The organism is Peribacillus sp. NPDC096379, assembly GCF_044762875.1.
In the GTDB taxonomy this organism is placed as follows: domain Bacteria; phylum Bacillota; class Bacilli; order Bacillales; family DSM-1321; genus Peribacillus.
The window spans coordinates 455,527-481,053 of the sequence record NZ_JBIWFD010000004.1 but is presented as its reverse complement, the minus strand read 5'-3'; the positions used below and the strand labels follow the sequence as shown (position 1 = coordinate 481,053).

Genomic DNA, 25,527 nt, shown 5'->3' with positions numbered 1-25,527 from the left:
ATGAATGTTAAACAAATGAGCCTCCTTGCCATCTTTATTGCTTTATCGGTAGCAGGTGCTTTTATAAAAATTCCAGGTGTTATTGGCAGCGTGGCACTGGACAGTTTTCCTTCGTTACTAGCAGCTTGTTTACTCGGTCCAGTTGCGGGTGCGGTTGTTGGCGGGCTCGGGCATTTCATTTCAGCTATTATAGGTGGAATGTTGCTCGGTCCTCTTCATTTCATTATTATGTTAGAAATGGCCTTACTTGCTTGGACTTTCGGCATTTTGTATCGAAAGGGCAATAAGGTTGGGGCAAGTCTGTTATTTTTTATTGGCAATGCATTTATTTCTCCCTTGCCATTCATTATGATCATCAGCTGGTCATTTTTTGTGGCTTTAATTCCATCGCTGACCATTGCAACAGCGATTAATTTAGGTGTGTCCCTTATTTTGCTGCCGCGATTAACACCTATTTTGCAAAAAATGATGAATGAAGGTGCAAAGGAATGAGGGACGTTTTAAAATTGCCGATATCTAATTCTGAAACATTAATTATTTCATGTGATAATAGCGGTGGGATTGGCATGAAGGAACAGGATATTGTAAAAGTTCCTTATGAAGTAACAGCCTATTACTCATTTCGGGTAGCGGTCATGGAATGCATGGCAGCAGGTGCCAAACCAGTTGCGGTAACCGTTCAGAACTTTTGCGGTGAAGCGGCTTGGGACGACATCTGTACAGGAGTGTTGGCTGGACAAAAAGAGCTAGGTTTGGATATTCCGATTACGGGAAGTACAGAAAGTAATTTTCTATTAGTGCAATCTGCTCTTGGATTGATTGTAATCGGTCAATGGAAAGGTTCAGTCGAAATTAATCGGATGAGGAAGGTGGCTATTATCGGACAACCTCTTGTTGGTCATGAGGTGATCGAGAAGGCAGACCGTATTGCCCCACTTTCTTTATTTAAAGCAGTTTGTGAATACGAAGATGTAGTCGTGCTTCCGGTCGGATCAAAGGGTATTGCCCATGAATGGCGAAAGTTGAGTGATACGGATATTCCAGATGCACTTAGAAATCAAATCAACGTTGCAACATCTGCAGGACCTTCGACTTGCTTCCTTATTTCCTACCCAGATCATCTTGAAGCGGAATTAAGAAAATTGGCAGGAGTTTATTTTGTAGGTTAAATTATGAAGGGATGGCCATAATGCGTGTGAGTAAAACAAATGCCATGAGAATCCTTGATGGTAATAAAGTAGCGTACGAAATTCTTACATATGACAACGAAGATGGAAAAATCCATGGCACAGCAGTAGCTGATAAAATTGGCAAACCGGCTAATACTGTTTTTAAGACGCTCGTTTCGCAAAGCGGATCGAATTCATTTGTTTTTGTCATTCCAGTCGGTGGCGAACTTGATCTGAAAAAGGCAGCCAAGGCAGCGGGAGTGAAGAAAATGGAAATGCTTCCTGTGAAAGAGCTACAAAAGTGGACAGGGTACATCCGCGGTGGTTGTTCACCGGTCGGGATGAAAAGGTTGTACCCGACCTTTATTGATAAAAGCGCGGTGGATTTAGGTAGGATGATTGTCAGCGCTGGAAAGATTGGCGTGCAGATGGAAGTGGAACCACTAAAGCTTGCTGAAACGGTTGAAGCGAAATTTGTCGAGTTAATTAACTAAAGAGAATGTCCTCTAAAAGGGTCTGTACTTGAACTCTATATACAGATTATCGTGTCACATACGTTTAAACTAGTAATGTATAAAGGGCTACGTTGCTCTGATACCCTTTTTGATAGGCGTTCACCCAAACCACATCTCGTGCATATGCTGACGTAGAAAGCATAGATATCTCTCAAGTATCACGGATAAAGGAGAGTGTTGATTAGGTGACTGGAAAAACCAAACATTATTTTGCTGGAGGAAATACAGCTAGAGGATTTCACAGTTTATATGAATCTAATTTGCATGGTTTAGAACGATTATATATTTTAAAAGGTGGCCCAGGGACCGGGAAATCTACGTTGATGAAGAAAGTGGGCAAGGAATGGGTGGAAAAGGGGTTTGATATCCAGCTTTTGCATTGCTCATCAGATCCAGAATCAATTGATGGTGTTATCGTAACAGATTTAAAGGTTGGAATTGTAGATGGTACAGCACCACATGTGATAGAACCTAAAGCACCAGGTGCGATTGAAGAATATATCAATCTTGGAACAGCCTGGGATTCTCAAATTCTTAGCCAGAATAAGCAAGAAATTATAAGGTTATCAAGTGAAATTAGCGCTGCTTTTGAAGATGCTTATTCTTTATTTGCTTCCGCATTGGCGGTCCATGATGAGTGGGAAGAGATCTACATCGCCAACCTAAACTTTCAGAAAGTGAATCAGCTAACAGGAAAATTGAAGGATACCTTTTTTGGAGAAATGTTTATTAACAAAACATCAGAAATCCGGCACCGGTTTTTAGGTGCAGCTACGCCAATAGGTGCGGTCGATTATGTGCCGAACTTAACTGAAGATATAGCAAAGCGTTATTTTCTAAAAGGGCGGCCAGGTTCAGGAAAATCAACGATGCTCAAGAAATTGGCGCTTGAAGCAGAGCAGCGTGGTTTTGACGTTGAAATCTATCATTGTGGTTTTGATCCCAATAGCCTCGATATGGTCATTATGCGTGAAATTGGCGTGGCTATTTTCGACAGCACCGCTCCCCATGAATATTTTCCGAGCCGCCAGGGTGATGTGATTGTTGATATTTATCAAGAAGCGATTCTTCCTGGGACTGATGAAATTTATAGCGATCAAATCCAGGATATTTCAACTAGATACCGCACGAAAATGAATGAAGCGACTCAATCTTTAGCAAAAGCGAAATCCTTACATGATGAACTAGAAGATATCTATATACGTGCCATGGATTTTTCAGAAATAGATCGTATTCATAACAGTATCCATGACAAGGTCAATCAGATTGCCCAGCCGTTTATATAATGCTAGAAGAGGATGACTTAAAGGTGTTTTTGGCCTTATGAGTCATCCTTGTGTGATTTCTTCCTGTTCTTTGCTAAACTGGAAGAAATCATACTTTGGGAGTGAGGACGAAGTGGAGCGTATTGAGCTGCATAGCGATTTATCCTTTTCGAGAATTATTCATGGTCATTGGCGGTTAGCTGATTGGAACTATTCTGTAAAGAGAAGAATAGAACTAATCGAACAATGCTTAGAGCTTGGTATTACAACGATTGATACAGCCGATATCTACGGGAATTATACATGTGAAGCTCTTTTGGGAGAAGCATTGGCTCTAAAGCCTGAACTTCGTGAGAAATTGGAAATCGTTACGAAATGTGGAATCAAGCTAGCTAATGAAGATAATGGCGTTCATTTGAATCATTATGATAGCAGTACAGTACATATTATTGAATCAGTAGAGCAATCACTCAAAAATCTTCAGACAGATTATATAGACGTCTTGTTGCTTCACCGACCAGATGTTTTGCTGAATCCAAAAGAGGTAGCAGAAGCATTCAGGAAGTTAAAGCAAGCAGGAAAGGTGAAGCATTTTGGTGTATCGAATTACTTGCCTTCACAAGTGGACATGCTAAACGCATATTTAGATGTACCGCTCATCACCAATCAAATAGAACTGTCCGCCCTATATCGAGAGCATTTTGAAAATGGGGTTCTTGATCAATGTATGAAGGAAAATATGCCTCCAATGGCTTGGTCACCACTTGCAAGGGGGAAGCTGTTCACAGGTGAAGACACACAGGCGATTAGAGTACGCAAAGCCCTTGAACGAGCTGCGGCTGACATGAATGCACAAACGATTGATGAAGTCGCGTATGCCTGGCTCATGTACCACCCTGCTAAAATCATGCCGATTGTCGGTTCAGGAAAAATGGAACGAATCCAAGCGGCAGTTCATGCTTTATCGTTGGAATTTAGCAGAGAACAATGGTATGAAATTTGGGTAGCATCACGAGGTAAGAATGTCGATTAACGAGATCTACGGAAGCAAAAAAATGATTGGTATGAGGTGGATAAATTGATTAAAACGATAGCTACAGATATGGACGGAACATTATTGAATAAATTTCAAGAAGTGAGCAAGGAGAATAAGGATGCGATTGAAGCGGCACTGCGCCAAGGCATTGAAGTGATCGTGGCAACTGGAAGATCCTACGAGGAAGCTCGTATTGCATTGGATGAAGCCAAGCTTGATTTGCCAATTATTGCTGCGAATGGTGCAGCTGTTTACACAAAAGATGGGCAGATTGTGACGTCTAATCCGATGAGCACAGAAAAGGTACTTGAAACGATTGAATGCCTCGAAAAGGAAAATCTTTATTTTGAAGTGTACACAAGCAATGGTGTGTATTCGAAAGACTATGAAGTTTCTGTAGCGGTTTTAGTTGATATTATCTTAACGGCAAATCCTGATGCTGATCCTATGAAAGTTAGGGAACGTGCCCATAACAGATTAAAGATGGGACTTGTAAAAACAATCGCGGATTATCGTGAATTATTTACAATGTCAGATGTTTCCATTCATAAAATGCTCGTTTTTTCAAGTGACCTTACTGCTTTAGGTAAAGCGGCTGGAGAAATTAAGCAATTCAAAGGTCTTGCAGTTTCATCATCAGGACGTGAAAATCTTGAAATTTCCAGTGAATCCGCACAAAAGGGAATTGCTCTTAAGAACTACTTGGATGAAAAGGGAGAATCCATTAAGTTCGCGATGGCGATTGGCGATAACTTCAATGATGTGTCCATGTTTGAGCGAGTTGGTCGCTCAGTAGCAATGGGAAATGCCCCGCTTGAAATTCAGAAGCTATGTCATTTTGTTACTGCGAAAAATGACGAACATGGCGTTGCCAAAGCGATTCAAGACGTGTTAAAGGAAGTACAAACAGCTAACAAAGCCTGAAAGGAAACCTCAGGAGAATAAAAAAGTGCCTTTGCTATAGGCATTTTTTTATTCTCCTTCTCTTAAATAATACCGGATAATATATCCATAAGACTAGACATTTTTATAAAACAGGAGTATAGTTACCTAGGTAACTTATTGTAGGAGGAAATAAAAAGTGACCCCAAATCATCAATTCTTTCACCAATATCTGCAGATTTCTAGGCTGTTTACGAAGAAGCTAAATGAGCAGCTTCTTCAATATGGTCTTTTTCATTCACAATGGAGCATTGTTTATTTTTTAAAAACCAAAGGTCCTTCCACACTTGTTGAAATCGGTGAATACTTAAATGTGGAAAAACCAACGATTACACGGACAGTCCAACGTTTAAATGAAGGAGGGTTTATTCAACAGGTTCCTGGGAAGGATCGCCGTGTAAAACGAATTCAGCTAACAGAAGCAGGAGAAGAAGTGTATACATCGTGTAGGGAAGCAGTAACTGAATTTGAATATAAAGTCATGGATGGTATTTCCGAGCAGGAAAAGGAAGAAGTATTTCAGACACTTACGAAGATTTATGTCAATTTAGAGAAGTAAGGTGATAAAAATATGAATAAACCAAAATTATGGACGAAGGATTTCTTAATCATTTCTTCAACGAACTTTTTTATCTTTATGATTTTCTATTTATTGATGGTCACATTATCCGTTTACACGATTGATCAATTTGGAGCAACTGCAAGTCAATCAGGATTGGCATCCAGTATTTTTGTTATCGGTGCTCTCGCTGTTCGACCATTTGCAGGGAAATATATTGAATTAATTGGGAAAAGGAACATGCTATATGGAGCATTAGTACTTTTTCTTGTTACAACATTAATATATTTCAAAACGGATAGCTTAGCCTTTTTATTAACAAACCGTTTGATACATGGGATTGCATTTGGGTTTGCATCAACGGCGACAGGAACGATTGCAGCGGACGTTATTCCGAATGAACGGAGAGGGGAAGGTACCGGCTACTTTGCAATGAGTATGAATCTGGCCATGGCTACTGGACCATTTTTAGGCTTATTTCTTAGCCAACATGGAACATACAACATGATTTTTGTATCATGTGTGATATTTGCTGTCATTGCCTTTATTCCGACCTTATTCATGAAGTTTAGAAAAGTTGAACTTACACAGATGGAAAGGGACACATTGAAAGGAATCAAAATTGGCGATTTCTTTGAGGTGAAGGCTTTACCGATAGCTATTGTTATGTGTATTGTAGGGTTTTCCTATTCTAGTGTTTTAACTTTCATGACTGCGTATTCTAAGGAAATGGGCTTAGTAAATGTTGCGAGTTTCTTTTTTGTCGTGTTTGCCATTTTCCTCTTAGCGTCTCGGCCGTTCACTGGACGTTGGTTTGATTTAAAAGGAGAGAATTTTGTCATTTATCCCTCTTTACTCTTATTTGGCATTGGGATGCTAGTACTAAGTCAAGCAAACCATGGGTTTATCTTGTTAGCTGCAGGTGCGCTAATTGGTGTAGGATATGGGACCTTCCAATCCAGCGCTCAGGCTATTGCGATAAAGAATGCCCCTCGTCATAAAATGGGTCTTGCCACATCTACCTTCTTTGTGTTCGTCGATTTAGGCATAGGAATCGGACCTTTTACTCTAGGCTTCTTAATCCCAGTTATCGGTTATAATGGTCTATACGTGAGTATGGCATTAGTAGGGTTTGCATGTATGTTTGTTTATTATCTTTTACATGGGAAAAAATCAGCTGAGGATAAACAAAAGGTACACGCATACAAATAAATTTATTTGAGAATAAGTGAATAAAAAAATCATTTGGTGAAATAATAGAAGTACGATGATTTTTTCAAAGAAATTCCCCCTTTTTGAATCGCTTGCCTATTGGCAGGCGATTTTTTTGATGCGTATGATAGCTAGGATTGGGCTCTTAATGAATAGTCCAGCTATTGATTTGTGTTTCTTTATCCTATAGGTCTTTCAAGGTTTAATAATCCATGCTTGATACACTAGTTTATGAATGAATTACTTGAATTCGTTTAGAAGTAATTCTCGAGAGTAATTATTCTTTTCCGCGAGTATTAGAGTTGTGATCTAACAGTTTAAAATATTCGCGAAAGATAAATGAAAATAAAAAACAATTATACGAAAGTAAAATTGACAAAATGAAAACAATTGATAAAATATAATAAAGTCTTGAAAATTTAGTCATGAGGAGTGAAGTAAATGGATTACCAACAATTATTTAGTTTGAAGGGCAAAACGGCTCTAGTTACTGGAGGAGCAAGAGGGCTGGGGAAAGCCATGGCTGAAGCATTGGCTCAGGTTGGTGCAAATATTATCATTGCAGATATGGAATTGGCTTCAGCACAACAAACGGCGAAAGAATTAGCTTCATTCGGTGGAAGAACATTGGGTCTTCAAGTAGATGTAACAAGTGAAGAACAGGTTAGGGCCATGGTTGATCAAATTGTAGGCGAATTCAATGAGCTGAATGTTGTCATTAATAATGCGGGTATATGCCAAAAAATCACAGTGGAAGAACAGAGTTTAGAAGATTGGAAGAAAACAATGGATGTAAATGTAAACGGTGTCTTCCTAGTTTCGAAGTATAGCGGTAAGCAAATGAAAGTGCAGGGGGGCGGGTCCATAATTAATCTGGCATCAATGTCGAGTTTTATTGCGAATACTGAAGCGCAGTGTGCATACAACGCATCAAAAGCAGCGGTCGATATGATGACAAAATGTATGGCATCCGAATGGGCGGGAAACAATATTCGTGTCAACGCCATTGCGCCGGGCTATATGAAAACAGAGATGACAAAACCAATCTTTGCACCTGGGGGAGAACTTGCACATGTGCTGGACCTCGTACCATTGAAAAGGCTGGGTGAACCCCATGAACTTGGCGGTCTGGCCATTTATTTGGCATCTGACGCATCGACTTTTGCAACTGGATCTACATTTATAGTAGATGGTGGATACACAATCTGGTAAAAGTACTAAAATCTATAGTTCTGTTTTTGTGGGCGAAAACAGTAATTACAATAACGGTAGAGTGCTAAACGGAATGGAATGGTTTTAGCGCTCTACTTTTTGTCTATATATAATGATTTGTAGTCATTTTCATATTAGATCAACAACCTAGTTTTTCTTTAGTTTATAATAGCGATGAAAAAACAGCATATATTTGATATGCTGTTTAATGTGTTATGAGTGATATTTCTCCACGTTACTGAACTACGTAAATAAAATTCGGTTACTTTTTAGTTTGTGTTACCAGAAACAATGAGGACTTCAATACCTTGATCCTCTAGTTTTGCAGCATAACCATCTGGGAGTTCGTCATTTGTAATAATTAAATCGAGCTGATCAATAGACGCGAAAGATGCAATTGAGTTTTTATTCATTTTTGTATGATCCAGAAGAGCGATCACCTTGTTAGAAGCGTTGACCATTGCCTTTTTTAATTCAACTTCGTATACGCTGAAGTCGGTCAAACCAGAATCAATTGAAAACCCATTTGCAGAAGTAAACATAGCATCAATATGTATTTGACTTAAAATACTAATGCCCAGATTCCCTTCCAATGAATTAGAACCTCGTTTTACAATCCCACCTAATAAAATAACAGTAATATCTGAATGATTGTTTAGCTCCAATGCGGTGTTTATGCCGCTTGTCACGACAGTTAAACGGATTGATGTATCCCTTAATATACGAGCTAGTTCAAGAGCAGTTGAACTAGCATCGAGCATAATACACTGGCCACTAGATAAAAGCTCAGCTGCTTTTTTAGCGATAGCTGATTTTTCATCTCTATTTTTGCTCTCACGCATAGAGAAACTTGTGTCGCTATCTTGATGTTCGAATAAAACAGCGCCGCCGTGTGTCCGTTTCAATAATCCGGATTCCTCCATCTTGGATAAATCTGTTCGTAATGTTGCCTCGGAAACTTTGATCTCTTCAGAGAGCTCTTTAATAGTTACACGTTGTTGATCCATTAGCTTATCCATAATAATTTTTTGTCTTTCTGATGCAAACATTTTTGTCATTCTTATCACCTGCATATATTTATTTTCGTTTTGTATTCGATTACAAAACATTTGAAATTAAAAGAAAGATTCATGATGGACTCATAAAAGGCAGTATAGAAACTTTATTATTTATATTACATCTAATAGTACATCATTTGGCGTTAATAATGTAATGTATTTTAAAAATCAAAAATAAATGAAAGTATATTGAAAGTAATCGAAAAAATAAGTTGACCAATCAATAATAAATATAATATAATGAAAATCGTAAACAGGATAGGCTCTTGTAAATAAAGCTAAACGAATATTGAAAATGTGTAACAGATAAACGGCCTTTAATGGAAAAGGCTTCAGAAAGTTCAATTATCAAAGTAAATGTAAGCGTTGTCTGGTGTGAGGGTAGCAAAATTCCAGCTAAAGAAGAGGAGCGATGAAAGATGCATACAAATCAAATAGTAACACAAAAAAGTGAAGTTAGAAATATTCCGACAACAATGAAAGCGGTTGTTGCGTACTCGCCTGGTGACTACCGCCTGGAAGAAGTGGCAGTTCCTCAAATTAACGATGGAGAAATACTCGTTAAAGTGGAGGCATGTGGTATTTGTGCAGGAGATTTGAAAGCGTTTGATGGAGCACCAAGCTTCTGGGGAGATGAAACACAGCCTGCGTACATTAAAGCACCGATGATTCCGGGACATGAATTTATCGGACATGTTGTAGCACTTGGTGAGGGTGTGAAAGGTGATTTTAAAATTGGTGATCGTATTATTTCAGAACAAATTGTTCCTTGTTGGGACTGCCGATTCTGTAACCGTGGACAATATTGGATGTGTGAAAAGCATGATTTATATGGCTTCCAGAATAATGTGAATGGTGCGATGGCGGAGTATATGAAATTTACAAAAGAAGCCATTAACTATAAAGTACCGGAAGATCTTCCGATTGAAAAAGCAATCTTAATCGAGCCTTATGCGTGTTCTTATCATGCTGTAGAACGTGCACAAGTCCAGTTGGATGATGTGGTTGTGTTGGCAGGAGCAGGGACACTTGGACTTGGAATGATCGGTGCGATCAAAAAGTCAGGAGCGGGTAAATTAATCGTGCTAGATTTGAATGAAGATCGTCTTGAAATGGCAAAAAATTTCGGTGCTGACCTAGTATTGAATCCGGCGAAAGACGATGTGGATGCAATTGTAAAGGAACTAACAGATGGTTATGGCTGTGATATTTATATTGAAGCAACAGGTGCTCAAAAATCAGTAGAACAAGGATTGAAAATGATTCGTAAGCTGGGTCGATTTGTTGAATTCAGTGTATTTAAAGATCCTGTTACAGTTGACTGGAGTATTATTAGTGATCGGAAAGAGCTTGATGTACTTGGCTCTCACCTTGGACCATATTGCTATGAACCCGTTATGAAGGGGATTGCGAATGGAGACCTTCCGACTGATGGCGTTGTCACGCACGTGTTGCCACTTGAAAAATTTGCGGAAGGGTTCCAACTTGTGAAAAATGGAGCGGAGTCATTAAAAGTAGTACTTAATCCCAATCTGTAAAAAAAGTGAATTTATTATAGGTTCCTGCAGCATGTCAGGGACCTTTTTTTAAAAAGGAGGAGGTAAAGGGATGAATAAAGGACTTTTAGGCAAGCTTGGAATGGATTCTAAAATGGCCATGGGATTTATAGGTATCTTACTGTTTATGATGGGGGATGGGCTCGAACAAGGATGGCTTTCTTCCTATTTAATTGATAACGGCCTGACTGTTCAACAATCAGCGTTGCTATTTAGTGTATACGGTTTCGCTGTGGCGATTGCGGCATGGTTTTCAGGTGTACTTGCTGAAGTTTTAGGACCGCGTAAAACCATGACAATAGGCGTCGTTTTATTTGTTATTGGAACCGTTATCTTTTTAATCGTCGGTCTTAAAACGATGAATTTGGCTGTCATGATTCCAACCTATTCACTTCGGGGGCTGGGATATCCGTTATTTGCTTACTCATTCCTTGTTTGGCTGACGTATTACGCACCAGCTGAAAAACTTGGAACGGCTGTAGGTTGGTTTTGGGTATCGTTCGCCGCTGGATTGAACGTTCTTGGTGCTTATTATTCAAGTTTTGTTTTGCCATACTTAGGAGAAATGAAAACGCTTTGGAGTGCGTTGATTTTTGTAGCACTAGGAGCCATTCTTGCGATTCTTTTAAATAAAGATGATGGTAGTAATAGAAAAACATTCGAGACAAAAGCGGAAATGATTAAATATCTTTCAAAAGGAATTACTATAGCATTTGAACGACCGAAAGTCGGCCTTGGAGGAATTGTTCGAACGATTAATACTGCCGGTGCGTATGGACTGGTTGTTTTTCTTCCAGCGTACATGATAGAAATCGGTTTTACACGGACAGAATGGCTACAAATTTATGGTGCACTTTGGACAAGCAACGTGATCTTTAATATCATTTGGGGCGTTGTTGGAGATAAACTGGGGTGGAGAAATACTGTGATGTGGTTCGGTGGTGTGGGCTGTGCGATCACGATCATGACTCTTTATTATATTCCAAAGTTCATGGGACCCAATTATTTGGCCACAATCATTGTTGCGATATGTTTCGGTGCATGTGTGGCAGCATTCGTACCGCTTTCTGCCCTCATACCATCACTTGCTCCTGAAAATCGGGGAGCTGCGATGTCTATTTTAAATCTTGGTGCTGGCTTAAGCACGTTTGTTGGCCCGGCGATTGTTGGTCTGTTTATTGGAAGTGTGGGTACAGTAGGTATTCTATGGATTTATTCAGGACTATATTTATTAAGCGCGTTTATAATGAGGTTTGTTACACTTCCGAAAAAAGCAGAGGCTGTTAATAGCTTATCAGATGTTCAGGCTGTTTAATAAAAAGAATGAATGAGAACATCTTGTAGATGTTCTCTCTTTTTTTGACAAAATGAAAATAAACGAAAATAAAAGAAAGTAAATGTTGACATATTGACAATAAAATGAAAAAATAAACTTAAGAATAAAACAAGAAAATATGGAAAGGACGATGTATAATGAAAATTGGATTAGGTTCTGATCATAACGCATTTGATATGAAAAATAGCTTGAAGAAGTATATTGAGGAGTTAGGACACGAAGTTGTTGATTATGGATCTGATGATTCTTGTACAGAAATCGATTATCCAGGTGTTGCATTTCAAGCCTCAAACGATATTAATGAGCAAAAAATAGATCGGGCTATTCTTGTTTGTGGAACTGGAATTGGTATGGCGATTGCGGCTGGAAAGGTACCTGGCATTCGCGCGGCATTATGCCACGATACGTATTCGGCAGAGCGCGCTCAAAAGAGCAATGATGCACAGGTGTTAACAATGGGAGCAAAAGTGATCGGAATTGAACCGGCTAAAAACGTTGTAAAGGCATATTTGGAGTCCGACTTCCCAGGTGGTAACTCAGCGAGGAAAATACAACAAATTATGGATAAAGAACAGGAATTTCTGAAAGGAGCAGGAGTATGAAAAAGCTTATTAATAATCCGACAAAAGTTGTTGAAGAAATGATTGAAGGCTATGTGAAGGCATATCCCAATCATGTACGACAACTGACTGAAAATGAGCGCGCACTCGTTACGGCAAAAGAAACGCGCGAAGGAAAAGTGGGTGTATTAATTGGTGGCGGTTCCGGCCATGAGCCTGCTTTTATAGGATATGTTGGTGACGGCATGGCAGATGGTGTGGCTGTAGGGAATATTTTTGCTTCTCCACCTCCAGATCCCATTTTGGAAGCGACGAAAGTAATCGATAAAGGCGAAGGTGTTATTTACGTATATGGCAACTATGCTGGAGATGTGATGAACTTCGGTATGGCCGCAGAGCTGGCGGATCTTGAAAGCGGTATCCGTGTTGGATCGGTTCTTGTGACAGATGACGTGGCATCTGCACCAAAAGAAGAAAAAGAAAAGCGTAGAGGAATAGCTGGTGAGTTTTTTGTAACAAAAGCAGCGGGTGCAGCAGCAGATAAAGGGTATAACCTGGATGATGTTGTTCGTGTTGCACAAAAGGCAAACGATTACACACGTACAATGGGTGTAGGTTTAACACCTTGTTCACTTCCCCAGACGGGAAAACCGAGCTTTGTGCTTGCTGAAAATGAAATGGAAATTGGTCTTGGCCATCACGGTGAACCAGGGATTGAAAAAGGTGACTTGCAGCCTGCAGATCAAGTGGTAGATCGCCTTGTTCATGACATTTTAACGGATATGCCGATCGATTCAGGAGAAAAAGTAGCAGTTCTTGTAAACGGATTGGGTTCCACAACAAACATGGAACTTTATATAATGTTCAGACGTGTAGAACAAATTTTGAGCGAAAAAGGGATTGAGATTCACCGTTCTTACGTTGGTAGCTATAGCACGTCACTTGAGATGGGTGGCGCATCTGTCACGATTACAAAATTAGACGAAGAGTTGGCAGCGTTTATTGATCATCCAGCAGACTGTCCAATGTACGTTCAAAAATAAGGAGGAACCCGCAATGAAAATAACAGCTGAAGAAATTAAAGTATTTTTGAAAAATGTTGTAACAATGATAGAAGAAGAAAAAGATTATTTATGCGAGCTCGATCGGAAACTCGGAGATGGTGACCACGGTGTGACAATGTCAATTGGCTGGCAGGCTGTGAATGAAAAGCTTGAAGGAGAATTGAAAGAGGAACAAGATTGCGGCAAAATCAGTATCGTGACAGGACGCACCTTTTTAAGTGCAGTTGGTTCTTCAGTCGGCCCGCTTTATGCGACGGGCTTTATGAGAGGGGCAAAAGCATTCCAGGGAAAATCTGAATTATCAGGTGAAGATTTGAAGGATTTCTGGATTGCGTTTATTGAGGGAATTAAAGAGCGTGGGAAAGCAGAAGTTGGCGATAAAACGATGATTGACACGCTACAACCGGCACTTGAAAGTCTACAATCTAATTTTGGGAAATCGAACGACTTTTTATCAGCTTTTGAAAGTGTTGTACAAGCGGCTGAAAAAGGAATGGAATCTACAAAAGACATTTTGTCTAAACGCGGACGTTCTAGTCGTCTTGGGGAACGGTCTCTCGGTACGATAGATCCTGGTGCAGCATCATCGTTTATGATTCTAAAAACCTTTTTAACGACAATTAAATCTGCCCAAGTAGCATAATTAAGAAGTTTTTTTACTCAATGAAACACTACTGGTAGGACAGTTGAATGTATAGATAGAACGCACTAAATAATCCATAGGAATTTATTCTACTGAATATAAGGGGGTGAGTTCATTGTCTGGATTAACTATTGAACAGAAAGAAAATATTCAGTCACTGGCTGGAGCATTTCTAACAGTTTCCCAAAAAGCAGCCGTTGCTGCGTATCCGTGGATTGGAAAAGGGAATAAAAACGAAGCGGACGGTGCAGGTACCGAAGCCATGAGAAATGAAATGAACTGTATAAATATGAATGCAGTGATTGTTATTGGTGAAGGAGAAATGGACGAAGCACCGATGCTGTATATTGGTGAAAGACTCGGTGTGGGAAATGGACCTGATGTTGACATTGCGGTCGATCCCGTCGAAGGAACGACGCTTGTTTCAAAAGGACAGGATAACTCACTGGCGGTCATTGCGGTTGCAGAGAAGGGAACCCTTTTACATGCACCAGATATGTATATGGAAAAGATAGCAGTCGGACCTAAAGCGAAAGGCTGTATAGATATAACAGCTTCCCTTACAGAAAATATGAAAGCTGTTGCAAAAGCTCTTGGAAAAGATATTAGTGAGCTGACGGTGATGATGCAAGATCGTCCACGCCATGATTATTTAATAAAGCAAGTCTTTGAAGTCGGTGCTAAAGTACGCTTATTTTCAGACGTTGACATAACAGGAGCAATCGCAACGGCAATTGAAGAGCTCGATGTGGATATCCTTGTCGGTACAGGTGGTGCACCGGAAGGAGTGATTGCGGCTGTTGCGTTAAAGTGCCTCGGCGGTGATTTTCAGGCTAGACTTGTTCCAGAAACAGAAGAAGAGACAGAACGATGTATCAAGATGGGACTGGTAAATCCAAGTGCTGTATTGACGATGGATCAAATTGTGAAATCCAATGACTGCTTTTTTGTAGCTACGGGCATTACTGATGGTCTTCTTTTGAAGGGTGTTCATAAAAAAGAGACGGATAAAGTTTCAACACATTCCTTTGTTGCAACAATGAACCATTCGCATTTTATTGAAGCACGTCATTAGAGGCTCTTAAGTTGAAAAACGGTGGAACATTGGCAACGATTATAAAATGAAAACAAGCAAAAAAGAGAGGACCTGCTGTTTCTCTCTTTTTTGCTCTTTCTCATTTCTCTGGCCATTGATAAGTCCAGAGTCTTTCTTTTTGAATCCAGCCAAGCAGCTCAGGATCTTCAACCTCAAGTTTTTCAGCCCATGTGGCAAGCATGGCTTCGGTTTGTGAACGGTGTGCTTTCATGGCGGCTATCTTCTTGTCTTGTACTGGGGTAATATCATGGATGATATCAGGTTCACCCAGCTCAGCCACACAGTTGTTTGAAAAGGCCACACATTGAAGCTTTGGCTGCTGGTTGACCGGTAATGCTTCTACAGCGCGAACGACTGCCCGAGCAGTAGCTTCGTGATCAGGGTGAACGCTGTAGCCGGGATAAAACGTGATGATTAGTGACGGTGTTAGTTCTTGTATAAGGGAAGAGATTCTGTCAGTAAGTTCGCCATCATCCTCAAATTCAACGGTTTTATCACGTAATCCAAGCATTCTTAAATCTGTAATCCCTAGTGAATCCGCAGCATCTTGTAATTCTTTTTTGCGAATTTTAGGAAGTGATTCTCTAGTAGCGAAAGGGGGATTTCCAAGATTACGTCCCATTTCACCAAGAGTCAAGCAGGCATATGTAACAGGCGTACCGCTTTCTATATATGAAGCAATCGTTCCTGAAACGCCAAATGCTTCATCATCTGGATGTGGAAATACGACTAGTACTTGTTGTTCTTTTTCCAAAGCGATCATCTCCTTTTCTCATTCAAATGGCTGCAGGCTGATTTGTAAAGCAACAGCAAGTTTTCCTGTCGAATCCAGTCCAGCTAACAGCAGCCTTCCTTGTTCATCTATTTCGAAATGATTGAGTCCTTCGGCATACACCCAGCCAATGTCAAGCTTAAGTCCGACGCGGTACGGGTCATCGCCGACAATCTTTCCATGTTCGTACTGAACTTTGGCATTTCTGATATAGGCACCTGCGGAAAAAAACGATTCATCATGGTGAGAGGCATACGCCCCATTTGTCGTTTCAAGATGAAGAAAAACATCTCTTTTGGCGAAAGTGTCAATCGCGCGTTGTACTTCATCACGTTCAATTGGTTTCATCTAATTTCCTCCTATGTCGGAGCGAATTATCGTATGATCTCGTCCGTCTACATGTTAGTATCTTACACACCATCTTACAAAAATAGCGGCAAAAAGTGAAATGATAAGACTATAGCTTGTGGTAAGGACCATTTAGATGAAAAAAAGGCTTGTCCTCGAAATGAGGAAGCCTTCTATAGGTCCAGCAAAATGAGCCGGGTAGACCGATCATCTTCTTATTTTTTGCTCGCTTTGCTCAATTCTTTGTAAGCCCCATGCATAACAGGACCTACATATTGATTAAGTCTCCATGAATGACGAATCGCTTCAGTGATGAATTCCTTCGCTGTGAAAATCGCCTCTTTCGGAGATTTTCCTTTTGCAAGCTCTGCTGTAATTGCAGCAGAGTATGTGCAGCCAGCTCCGTGTGTATAGGCTGTTTCGATTTTCTCTGATTCAAGAATTTCAAATTCTTTTCCATCATACAGTAAGTCGATTGCTTTTTCATAATTAAGCTTGCTGCCGCCTTTAATTAATACATACTTAGCACCAATTTCATGGATCTTAACAGCTGCTTCTTTCATATCGTCAATCGTTTGAATGGGCCCTGTTTGTGCTAATTGCCATGCTTCAAATAAGTTAGGCGTTATAACAGTTGCTCTTGGTGTTAAGATTTCGCGAAGTGCAACGGCTGTTTCAGGGTGTAACACTTCGTCTGTGCCTTTACAAACCATAACTGGATCAATCACGACATTTTTCAATCCATTTTCATCGATTGTACGTCCGACCAATTCAATGATTTCTACACTTCCAAGCATACCTGTTTTCATTGCATCAATGCCAACGGAAAGGATCGTTTCCAGTTGAGCTTCTAAAGCTTTCATATCCTGTGGAAATACATTGTGATTCCAGTTATTCTTTGGATCCATCGTAGCAATAACTGTTAAAGCAGTCATACCATATACGCCCAGCTCTTGAAGTGTTTTTAAATCTGCTTGTATACCAGCTCCACCACTAGCATCCGAGCCTGCGATAGAAAGTGCCTTTTTCATCGTCATGATTGAGTGACCCCCCAGGGAAGTATATAAAATATTTTTTTAATTTCTGTTAATTAGTATAGCATAAACGATGATAAGTAAAACGAGGAAATGCTTGAACATGAAGAGATTTGTGCATGTTGTTTTAAAGTGATCAAGATTCAGAGGAATGGAATGCTAGATAGGTATTGTCAAAAAGGTTTTCTACATATAGTTAGAAAAAAGCATGAAACAGGCCTGCCAATTTCCGTACTTAATTTGGAAAATGACAGGCCTGTTTCATTTGATTAGTGTTTGGAAGCTTCACTTTATTTCACGTCTGTGCTTGCTATGACAACTACCTTGCCTTTATCCAGTTCTTCTTCATACCGAGACGCTTCAGACTCGGTTAAGCCAAGATTCTCGAAGCGGTTACGAAGCTCATCTCCTCGGGATTTAAATAGATTTCCAATGGTATCTAAGAGGCCTTGTTCCTTCATACCGACTTCTTCTGTGTTTGTAGCTTCAGTTAAATGCTCTGAGCGGTCTATATTATGAGCAAATAAGTAAATGTTTTCCTTAGAAAACCCTGTCGTTACCAACTGATTAATTCTTTCCTGTGCTTGTACGCCATTTTCTACAACATATACTTGATTCATAGTATAGTTCCTCCTTTAGTTTTTTAAAATGAGTGTTTGTAAAAGTTTCTGTATGGTTATGTTCTATATATAGCCGCTTTTGCTAGAATTGAAACTTACTAATTAAAGGAAATTGAAAATTAGTAAGTTGTGAATTTGAAAATCTTCTGTATACGGTAAGTAATATACTTAAACACAGGAAGTTCATCCTGATATTCTTCATAATCAACCGTATATATCCCATCTTTATTTTTCCAAAGGCGCCAGAAGTAAGCATTTACGTCTTTGGAAACCTCTGCAGTAGTAGGAGTGATGATTTTGACATTTGCTTCAAGGTTGTAATCATCCAGATTCCGTTCAGTGTAATTAGTAGAACCGCCGATAATGATGCTTTCTTCAGGCTTTTGAATGAACATCAATTTAGTATGAAATTGCTCCTTTTCCGTGTCATACCAGCGAATATGGATGTTTTCTCCATCAAGATTCTCTAATTCAGCGGCAACTGGCAGATTGGGCAGTCCAATTTTTTCGCTGCCAAAGGCATTTTTATTCGGATCGAGAATCATATGAATGCTAACGCCACGCTGAGCAGCCTTTGTAAGGGCCTTTACTACGGGGCGGTCGGCGATGTAGAACATGGCCATCCAGATATGATCTCCATCTTTTGCTGCATCAATTTCTCGAAGAACATGCTTGTAAACCTTTCCTTCTGTCAGGAGCTGAACACCAATTTCTCCCGTTTCCATCGACGTTTTTTCATAGATTGGAAACTGTTGTAGTCCTCCTGAAAAGCGTGCGACTGCTTCCTCGGCCTCTACAAAATCCGAAATAATATTCCCGTCCATTTGAAACGCGATATTCGAATGATAGCCGCTTGCGTCATGAGGATTAGCAGATGTGATCAGTGCTGTTTTCTCTGTGGCAATCAATTTTCGATGATTGGCCTTAATATTAAGTAGCCGTAAATAGGAACGAACAGTAACTTTAGGTGCGGACTTCGCCAGTGGATTACGAATCCAGCCATACCCGGACTCACCAAACCATTGTAGAAACGTACGGTAAAAGCCAGAGTATATTGGGTTCGGATCTCGTAAACGATCTAGATTGGTCACTATCATATCAATCCCGTTTTCTCTCATTTCCTTTTCTTCTTCTAATTGATACGATTGATAGGTTGTATTCACTTCATCAGTAATAAAGATTATTTGAATATGAGGATTGGCTTGCTTCTTGGCAACAAGCTTATCCGTTAAAGTCTTACTTAATTTGGGAAAATGAACATCGCCATCATAAAATCGGTTGAACAAAAACATGTCAATTACAATAAATTCATCAGCGTCTTCAATGGCTTGGTAGATATCAGTGAATATCCGCTGTTCATGCTGGGCATGGCCGCTTTTGTCTTTGTACGACAAATCGTATATGAAATTCACATCATCAACACGATGTACCTTTCCCTCAAGGGAAATCCCCTCTGGTAGTGGTTTATAGCTGTTGTATACAATCACGACTGTAATAACTAGGAGAATCAGATACATTCCATACATCCATTTGTTTAAAAACCAACTTCTTTTCATTCTCTATTCCCCCAACATTAATAAGCCCATTTACCCCTTATATCCATAAATGAGTAGAGTAGAAACCTGAAAATTTTAAACGCCTGATAAAACGAGGAAGGAAGTGTAGCATAGCGTATAATAGAGAATACTAGATTGTAGAAAGGAGCTTTTAGACAATGAAGAATCAGATTCTACACAATGATTGGGACCCACTTTTGGCAGAGGAATTCAAAAAGTCGTATTATCAAGAGCTACGGGAGTTTTTGAAAAAAGAATATAGGAATGAAAGAATCCATCCAGAAGCCAAGGATATATACAGCGCGCTTACACTTACGCCATATCAGAAGGTAAAGGTGGTTATTCTAGGTCAGGATCCATATCACGGACCACATCAAGCACATGGTCTTAGTTTCTCTGTTCAACCAGAAGTGAGGATTCCGCCTTCTTTAAAAAATATTTATAAAGAATTGCATGCGGATATTGGCTGTACAATCCCAGATCACGGAAACCTTGTTCAATGGGCAGAGCAGGGGGTACTGCTTTTGAATACTGTATTGACAGTTAGAGAAGGGGAAGCACATTCCCATCGAGGAAAAGGCTGGGAACTATTTACGAATAAAGTCATTTCACTATTAAATGAACGCGAGACACCAGTGGTCTTCATTTTATGGGGAAAACCTGCGCAAAGTAAAATCCCGTTAATTGATACGAAGAAGCATCCTATCATCACTTCGGTTCACCCGAGCCCATTATCTGCAAATAGGGGCTTCTTTGGTAGCCAACCATTTTCAAAAACCAATCAGCTTCTAAAACAGCTAGGGGAACAAGAAATTGATTGGCAAATTTCAAATAGATAATAAGGTTGTTTAGTGTAATTCTAAAACCTGTAAAAGTGGGTTAGTTAAATCAGGATAAATACTGACAATATTCCACATGAAACAGGGAATTTTGTGAAAGGATTGTAGAGTATGCAGGAAAGAAGAATAAATTGTATGGCTTGCAAGCATTATTATGTAACGTGGGATCCGCATTTTCCACGAGGATGCAGATCATTTTCCTTTAAAAGTGCCAATCTTCCATCATTAGAAGTATTTCGCTTATCGGGTGAAGCTTGTATGAAGTTTTCACCGAAGCCTGCTTGCAAACCAGTAAGAAGCAAACTTTGAACAGATGCTCATTTTTTGATATGCTAAGCAACAGCAGAGGCTGTCTCAAAAGTGTCTGACCCTTTTGACAGCCATAAATAAAGAGGTGAGAAGATGGAAGTTCCATCTGGGAAAATATTAGATAAAATGGGTGAACTGGTTGCAAAAGCAAAGCAGGCGGAATCTAAAGCGGAATTAAGTGGCTATGTGCTTGCGATTCAAGCATTATGCGATGTCTTGCATGAAGGAAAGGAAGAAACGGCAACACATTTAAGCACGGGCCATGTTCCAGTGCAGCCGCAAGCTTTATTCACTCAGCCGATTCAGCCACAAGTCCCGATTGTTTCATCCATAACACAAATGAAACCTGTTAAAATAGCGGATGCAAATGGAGATTCTTTGTTTGATTTTTAAATAAAAGGGGTGTTTGGGATGAAATTATTTATTATTTTAGGGGCGATTAATGCCTTTGTAGCTGTGGCACTTGGTGCTTTCGGTGCCCATGGGTTAGAGGGGAAAATCTCCGATAAATACTTAGCGACATGGCAGACTGGTGTCCAGTATCAAATGTTTCATGCCATAGGCTTGTTAATTATCGGAATTCTTTTTGGGAAAATTTCTAGTCCTATTATGAACTGGTCAGGATGGCTCATGTTTGCTGGTATCATTTTATTCTCAGGCAGTTTGTATGTACTGAGTGTATCGGGAATTAAAGTTCTTGGTGCAATTACCCCTCTAGGAGGAGTCGCTTTCCTTGTAGCCTGGGTGTTGCTAGTCGTTGCAACAGTGAAGTATGTATAAACAAAAAAAGAGGCCGTCACAAGGATTGAATCTTGTAACAGCCTCTTTTTATGCGAAAAGGCGAAAAATATACTCCTTTTTCATGAATTTTAGTGAGTAGCTAAAGTGCCTGTCCATGAAGTTGCTTCTGAGGTTAGCCAAAGTCCCCTTATGCCTTTTTTTTGCAGTAAAACCCTCACTGATTGAAGTTTCGCTTTATCTAGGTGGGTAGGAAGCCATATTCGCTTGACCTGTTCCAAAGGGATATTCATATTCAATTTCTTCTTCAAAGCTGATGTAATCTAAATAAACCATTGGTATTAAGTATCGAAGTCCTGTTTGGGGATCACTGATTATGATATGGTCACGCCCGGCAGCTTCTATAATTCCTTTAAAAATTTTCGCATTCCACTCCCGGTTATTTTCAAAGGTCGTATAAATGGTCACTAACTTTCCCTTATTAAGTCTTAGGATGTTCTCAATATAAGATTCTTCGACTGATAGCATTCCTGGAACCGGTGGACCGCCGGCTGGCATGCTTGGTGGAACCGGTACTTGTAATGGTGCTTGAGTAGGTTGATACGGTCCCTGTTGGTAGCCAGTCGGACTTTGAGTTGGATTAACATTGCCATATTGTTGGGGGTAGCCTTGTGGAAATGGGTAATTTCCAAATTGATTTTGGTTTGTAGGCTGATTCATCATTTTCCCTCCAAATATCTGAAATTAGACATGAAACTAAGTACATGCTTTTTGAAATACGGAGTGACTCGTCAATTAAGATCCTTACAGCTCTTTTCTTGCTATATTCTGGCTTATTGTGAAAAAGATCGATGCGAAAATCCGCGGTGTACTCCTTCTTTTCTTTGATCAGAGGAAGTGAGTTATGCCGATGAAGACATAAGGGATCGGTGTAAACAAACAACCTCTGTAGCCATTCTTTTAATACGTACTATACACGCTTGGACAATTAGCTTGAGTAGGCTGGAAGAAGCAGTGTGACTTGAATCGGCCAGTATTGTCTTGGTTATACCATTGTGCAGGACAAGCTCCAGAAGGTTTAAAAAACCATAATGAATAACGAGCTGGGTGGTAGCGGTTGCCTTTAATTACTTTTCTAGCAAGGTCAATTTCTGATTGACGAGCCCGTTGATAGAAATACCCTTTCTGTGTGGCTTCGAAGCCTCCTGGACTCTGGAAAACCATTTTATTCATGTTTGAGATATTTTTAAAATCAAGACATTCGGCTCTCACCCGATTTACGCCTACATTTCCAACTAGTAGCATACCTTGAGTCCCTTCACCCTCACCCTCAGCCCGCATCAGTCGGGCTAAAAGTTTTACATCTTCTTCGTTATGCTTGATGACCGCCAACCTAATCACCTCTCTATGGCTGTTTTACTATTTAATCTTGAAGTTATTGGTTATAGGGGAATTTAACGTAACAATTGTATCATCACTAATTCATGTGTACGGTAACGTGGGCAAGTTTATGACAAAAAGGTTTTGAGTCATTGTGAGGAGCAAACTATTGTGGGAATTCAAAGGAAAGGGAACAATTAAAACATATGTCTTATCACGAAAAGGTCTGATCTCATAGCTACTATATATCGTTTATCACGCATTAACGGAAAGTCAAAACCCCACTGATTGAAGTTTCACTTTATATAACGTGTAATGAACACAATAAACGGTGTATAGTGTGCGAGATCAGACCTTTTGGGGACAACTTTCAAACTTTATCTAATACAGATATGTGTGGGAAGTCAGCCCTTCTATATGTTCTAATTGATTATACAGATAAAAATGTCGAAATTTCTTCTTCGGAAAGGATGTTTCCAACAAAGAAAGAACCGAATTCACCATAGCGGGCACTTACTTCGTCAAAACGCATTTCATAAACAATTTTTTTGAATTGCAGGACATCGTCTGAGAATAATGTAACGCCCCATTCAAAATCATCAAAACCGACTGAACCGGAAATGATTTGTTTCACCTTTCCTGCATAACTGCGGCCAATCAAACCGTGGGAACGCATTAAGTCTTTGCGTTCTTCCATAGAAAGCATATACCAATTGTCATCGCCATCGCGACGCTTGTCCATTGGATAGAAGCAAGCATACTTCGATTTAGGCAAAATAGGGTACAAACGAGAACGAACGTGAGGATTTTGGTAAGGATCCTCGTCCGACTCACCGGCAAGATAGTTGCTGAGTTCAACAACAGATACGTAAGAATAACTAGGGGTTGTGTATTCAGCAAGCTTCGATTTATTGAATTCCAATTCAATTGCCTGAAGCTCTTCCATTGTTGGACGTGCAAACATCATCATGAAATCTGCCTTTTGACCAACGATTGTATAAAGTGCATGACTGCCTTCATTATTACTTTGTGTTGTATTCCATTTGTCAACTAAACGGTTGAATTCTGAAATTGCTTCTTGGCGTTCTTCATTAGAGATTATTTTCCAAGATGCCCAATCAATTGTACGGAAATCGTGCAGGCAATACCAGCCATCAAGGGTTTGTGCAGCTTCACTCATGAGTATCACTCCTATATGTTTTTGTGTATGAAGAACAAAGGGAGAACGATTAACTTGAAAAATACAACTAGTGTTGTATACGCTCACAATATGAGAACCCGCTTCATACTAAATTTTGGCGAATTATCGCCTTGTTTTTTTCTATATATTAACTATATCATAATTTAATTTAAAGGAAATTTTGTGAATCGGATATGGTCCAAATTTAGCTCAACACGTTCAAAATTTGTTCATATTTATCATAGTCATGATCTGCCATCTTACCCCTCTTTTATACCATCTTTGTGAAATGATAACGCATACTATCTCAAAATAATATTTTTTTGTAAATGTAAGCGGTGTCAGGCTGCCTGTTTCTAGAATTTTTCAGGCTAACAGGGTATGCTAATTATATAACAATAAAAATGAATGTTTGCAGCCGTAGTTCATTAGAAATCATGTCGGTTCATACAAGTCATTTCGTACAGGAGGAAAAAGCATGAGTAATTTATTTGATACATTAAAAGAAAAAGTCTCAGGGCAAAACCTAAAAATCGTTTTTCCAGAAGGTTTGGATGAACGAATCTTGACAGCCGCTGCTCGTTTGGCAGCAGATAAGTTATTGACTCCTATCTTAATTGGAGATATTGAAAAAATACAGCAATCAGCCAAAAATCTAGGTGTTTCCCTTGAAGAGGTAGAAATCTATGATCCTGCTCAATACTTGATGATGGACGAACTTGTTGCATCTTTCGTGGAAGCACGTAAAGGAAAAGCAACTGAAGAACAAGCACGTCAAATTTTATTGAATGAAAATTATTTCGGTACAATGCTTGTGCATACGAATAAAGCAGATGGCCTTGTTAGTGGTGCAATACATTCCACTGCAGATACAGTGCGTCCAGCCTTGCAAGTCATTAAGACGAAACAAGGAGTTAAAAAGACTTCTGGGGTATTCATCATGGTTCGCGATGAAGAAAAATATGTGTTTGCAGATTGTGCCATCAACATTGCACCAGATAGCAGTGATTTAGCTGAAATTGCAATTGAAAGTGCAAAAACAGCTCAAATGTTTAATATTGAGCCACGCGTTGCGATGCTTAGCTTCTCAACAAAAGGATCAGCGGTTTCACCAGAAACAGAAAGAGTTGCGGAAGCAGTAAAAATCGCCCAAGAGTTGAATCCGACTTTAATTCTTGACGGAGAATTCCAATTCGATGCTGCATTTGTCCCTTCTGTTGCGAAAAGTAAAGCGCCTGATTCTTTAATACAAGGTGATGCGAACGTATTTGTATTCCCAAGCCTTGAAGCTGGTAATATTGGATATAAAATTGCACAGCGTCTTGGTAATTTCGAAGCGGTTGGTCCGGTTCTACAAGGCTTGAATCGTCCTGTGAATGATCTTTCTCGTGGATGTAATGAAGAAGATGTATATAAATTGGCCTTGATTACTGCCGGTCAAGCAATAGAACGATAATAGTTAGTCCTGGGTGTCACAAAGGGTCTGACCTCGCACTCTAAATCAGTATGTAGTGTCTCATACACTTAT

At 39.7% G+C, this 25,527-nt stretch carries 28 protein-coding genes; 19 read left to right on the top strand and 9 right to left on the bottom strand.

Annotation, left to right across the window (positions count from 1 at the left end; genetic code table 11):
• From ACIQZI_RS19355 to ACIQZI_RS19315, 9 genes are all read left to right on the top strand, one after another.
• On the top strand, positions 1 to 492 hold the full coding sequence (locus tag ACIQZI_RS19355) for an ECF transporter S component (protein WP_403076155.1): 492 nt from the start codon (positions 1 to 3) through the stop codon (positions 490 to 492).
• Positions 489 to 1,169 carry a hypothetical protein gene (locus tag ACIQZI_RS19350; protein ID WP_062185225.1) on the top strand — a complete coding sequence of 227 codons (681 nt, stop codon included), beginning with the start codon at positions 489 to 491 and terminating at the stop codon, positions 1,167 to 1,169. Before ACIQZI_RS19355 ends, ACIQZI_RS19350 begins: the two co-directional genes overlap by 4 nt.
• 20 nt (positions 1,170 to 1,189) lie before the next feature.
• Positions 1,190 to 1,663, top strand: coding sequence for a Cys-tRNA(Pro) deacylase (gene ybaK / locus ACIQZI_RS19345; protein WP_403076151.1), 474 nt, complete (start codon positions 1,190 to 1,192; stop codon positions 1,661 to 1,663).
• Between the two features lie 206 nt (positions 1,664 to 1,869).
• The gene (locus ACIQZI_RS19340; protein ID WP_403076146.1) at positions 1,870 to 2,970 is read left to right on the top strand and encodes a PRK06851 family protein; all 1,101 of its coding nucleotides are present in this window, start codon (positions 1,870 to 1,872) and stop codon (positions 2,968 to 2,970) included.
• Between the two features lie 112 nt (positions 2,971 to 3,082).
• Entirely contained in the window at positions 3,083 to 3,982 is a 900-nt protein-coding gene (locus ACIQZI_RS19335) for an aldo/keto reductase (RefSeq protein WP_403076142.1), read from the top strand.
• 45 nt (positions 3,983 to 4,027) lie between these two features.
• The gene (locus ACIQZI_RS19330; RefSeq protein ID WP_403076139.1) at positions 4,028 to 4,909 is read left to right on the top strand and encodes a Cof-type HAD-IIB family hydrolase; all 882 of its coding nucleotides are present in this window, start codon (positions 4,028 to 4,030) and stop codon (positions 4,907 to 4,909) included.
• Positions 4,910 to 5,066: 157 nt separating this feature from the next.
• Positions 5,067 to 5,486, top strand: coding sequence for a MarR family winged helix-turn-helix transcriptional regulator (locus ACIQZI_RS19325; RefSeq protein WP_403076136.1), 420 nt, complete (start codon positions 5,067 to 5,069; stop codon positions 5,484 to 5,486).
• A 12-nt stretch (positions 5,487 to 5,498) separates the two neighbouring features.
• Positions 5,499 to 6,698 carry an MFS transporter gene (locus ACIQZI_RS19320; RefSeq protein WP_403076133.1) on the top strand — a complete coding sequence of 400 codons (1,200 nt, stop codon included), beginning with the start codon at positions 5,499 to 5,501 and terminating at the stop codon, positions 6,696 to 6,698.
• A 441-nt stretch (positions 6,699 to 7,139) separates the two neighbouring features.
• A complete protein-coding gene (locus ACIQZI_RS19315) occupies positions 7,140 to 7,910 on the top strand; it encodes an SDR family NAD(P)-dependent oxidoreductase (RefSeq protein WP_403076130.1) in 771 nt (256 codons plus the stop codon).
• Positions 7,911 to 8,179: 269 nt separating this feature from the next.
• On the opposite strand, the gene ACIQZI_RS19310 is transcribed toward ACIQZI_RS19315, so the two are convergent.
• Positions 8,180 to 8,968 carry a DeoR/GlpR family DNA-binding transcription regulator gene (locus tag ACIQZI_RS19310; protein ID WP_403076127.1) on the bottom strand — a complete coding sequence of 263 codons (789 nt, stop codon included), beginning with the start codon at positions 8,966 to 8,968 and terminating at the stop codon, positions 8,180 to 8,182.
• 419 nt (positions 8,969 to 9,387) lie between these two features.
• On the opposite strand from ACIQZI_RS19310, the gene ACIQZI_RS19305 reads away from it, so the two are divergent.
• The 6 genes from ACIQZI_RS19305 (at position 9,388) to glpX (ending at position 15,202) form a co-directional block, all read left to right on the top strand.
• Positions 9,388 to 10,506, top strand: a complete 1,119-nt coding sequence (locus ACIQZI_RS19305; RefSeq protein ID WP_049683375.1) for an MDR/zinc-dependent alcohol dehydrogenase-like family protein — start codon at positions 9,388 to 9,390, stop codon at positions 10,504 to 10,506.
• Positions 10,507 to 10,576: 70 nt separating this feature from the next.
• A complete protein-coding gene (locus ACIQZI_RS19300; RefSeq protein WP_403076124.1) occupies positions 10,577 to 11,839 on the top strand; it encodes an MFS transporter in 1,263 nt (420 codons plus the stop codon).
• 158 nt (positions 11,840 to 11,997) lie between these two features.
• The gene (gene rpiB, locus ACIQZI_RS19295; protein WP_403076121.1) at positions 11,998 to 12,462 is read left to right on the top strand and encodes a ribose 5-phosphate isomerase B; all 465 of its coding nucleotides are present in this window, start codon (positions 11,998 to 12,000) and stop codon (positions 12,460 to 12,462) included.
• Positions 12,459 to 13,463 carry a dihydroxyacetone kinase subunit DhaK gene (locus tag ACIQZI_RS19290; protein ID WP_049683372.1) on the top strand — a complete coding sequence of 335 codons (1,005 nt, stop codon included), beginning with the start codon at positions 12,459 to 12,461 and terminating at the stop codon, positions 13,461 to 13,463. The genes rpiB and ACIQZI_RS19290 overlap by 4 nt, the downstream gene beginning before the upstream one ends.
• A gap of 13 nt (positions 13,464 to 13,476) precedes the next feature.
• Positions 13,477 to 14,127, top strand: a complete 651-nt coding sequence (gene dhaL / locus ACIQZI_RS19285; protein ID WP_403076119.1) for a dihydroxyacetone kinase subunit DhaL — start codon at positions 13,477 to 13,479, stop codon at positions 14,125 to 14,127.
• 115 nt (positions 14,128 to 14,242) lie between these two features.
• Positions 14,243 to 15,202: a class II fructose-bisphosphatase gene (gene glpX / locus ACIQZI_RS19280; protein WP_062185255.1), complete on the top strand. Its 960-nt coding sequence runs from the start codon at positions 14,243 to 14,245 to the stop codon at positions 15,200 to 15,202.
• A gap of 100 nt (positions 15,203 to 15,302) precedes the next feature.
• On the opposite strand, the gene bshB2 is transcribed toward glpX, so the two are convergent.
• From bshB2 to ACIQZI_RS19255, 5 genes are all read right to left on the bottom strand, one after another.
• Positions 15,303 to 15,977 (bottom strand): bacillithiol biosynthesis deacetylase BshB2, encoded by a 675-nt coding sequence (gene bshB2, locus ACIQZI_RS19275; RefSeq protein ID WP_403076116.1) that lies wholly within the window; start codon positions 15,975 to 15,977, stop codon positions 15,303 to 15,305.
• A gap of 18 nt (positions 15,978 to 15,995) precedes the next feature.
• Positions 15,996 to 16,343: a YojF family protein gene (locus tag ACIQZI_RS19270; protein WP_403076113.1), complete on the bottom strand. Its 348-nt coding sequence runs from the start codon at positions 16,341 to 16,343 to the stop codon at positions 15,996 to 15,998.
• Positions 16,344 to 16,558: 215 nt separating this feature from the next.
• Positions 16,559 to 17,380: a pyridoxine/pyridoxal/pyridoxamine kinase gene (gene pdxK, locus ACIQZI_RS19265; protein WP_403076111.1), complete on the bottom strand. Its 822-nt coding sequence runs from the start codon at positions 17,378 to 17,380 to the stop codon at positions 16,559 to 16,561.
• 287 nt (positions 17,381 to 17,667) lie between these two features.
• Positions 17,668 to 17,997 (bottom strand): YflT domain-containing protein, encoded by a 330-nt coding sequence (locus ACIQZI_RS19260; RefSeq protein ID WP_403076109.1) that lies wholly within the window; start codon positions 17,995 to 17,997, stop codon positions 17,668 to 17,670.
• Positions 17,998 to 18,116: 119 nt separating this feature from the next.
• The gene (locus ACIQZI_RS19255) at positions 18,117 to 19,553 is read right to left on the bottom strand and encodes a phospholipase D family protein (protein WP_403076107.1); all 1,437 of its coding nucleotides are present in this window, start codon (positions 19,551 to 19,553) and stop codon (positions 18,117 to 18,119) included.
• Positions 19,554 to 19,711: 158 nt separating this feature from the next.
• Here ACIQZI_RS19255 and ACIQZI_RS19250 point away from each other — a divergent pair, with 158 nt between their 5' ends.
• The 3 genes from ACIQZI_RS19250 (at position 19,712) to ACIQZI_RS19240 (ending at position 21,481) form a co-directional block, all read left to right on the top strand.
• Entirely contained in the window at positions 19,712 to 20,392 is a 681-nt protein-coding gene (locus ACIQZI_RS19250; RefSeq protein ID WP_403076104.1) for a uracil-DNA glycosylase, read from the top strand.
• Positions 20,393 to 20,794: 402 nt separating this feature from the next.
• The gene (locus ACIQZI_RS19245) at positions 20,795 to 21,094 is read left to right on the top strand and encodes a YwdI family protein (RefSeq protein WP_403076101.1); all 300 of its coding nucleotides are present in this window, start codon (positions 20,795 to 20,797) and stop codon (positions 21,092 to 21,094) included.
• Positions 21,095 to 21,112: 18 nt separating this feature from the next.
• Positions 21,113 to 21,481: a DUF423 domain-containing protein gene (locus ACIQZI_RS19240; protein ID WP_403076098.1), complete on the top strand. Its 369-nt coding sequence runs from the start codon at positions 21,113 to 21,115 to the stop codon at positions 21,479 to 21,481.
• A 195-nt stretch (positions 21,482 to 21,676) separates the two neighbouring features.
• On the opposite strand, the gene gerQ is transcribed toward ACIQZI_RS19240, so the two are convergent.
• The 3 genes from gerQ to hemQ form a co-directional block, all read right to left on the bottom strand.
• Positions 21,677 to 22,162 (bottom strand): spore coat protein GerQ, encoded by a 486-nt coding sequence (gene gerQ, locus ACIQZI_RS19235; RefSeq protein WP_403076095.1) that lies wholly within the window; start codon positions 22,160 to 22,162, stop codon positions 21,677 to 21,679.
• 237 nt (positions 22,163 to 22,399) lie between these two features.
• The gene (locus tag ACIQZI_RS19230; RefSeq protein WP_403076092.1) at positions 22,400 to 22,831 is read right to left on the bottom strand and encodes a cell wall hydrolase; all 432 of its coding nucleotides are present in this window, start codon (positions 22,829 to 22,831) and stop codon (positions 22,400 to 22,402) included.
• A 418-nt stretch (positions 22,832 to 23,249) separates the two neighbouring features.
• Positions 23,250 to 23,999 carry a hydrogen peroxide-dependent heme synthase gene (gene hemQ, locus ACIQZI_RS19225; RefSeq protein ID WP_403076089.1) on the bottom strand — a complete coding sequence of 250 codons (750 nt, stop codon included), beginning with the start codon at positions 23,997 to 23,999 and terminating at the stop codon, positions 23,250 to 23,252.
• A 478-nt stretch (positions 24,000 to 24,477) separates the two neighbouring features.
• Here hemQ and pta point away from each other — a divergent pair, with 478 nt between their 5' ends.
• Entirely contained in the window at positions 24,478 to 25,455 is a 978-nt protein-coding gene (gene pta / locus ACIQZI_RS19220; RefSeq protein WP_403076086.1) for a phosphate acetyltransferase, read from the top strand.
• The last annotated feature ends 72 nt before the right edge of the window (positions 25,456 to 25,527 follow it).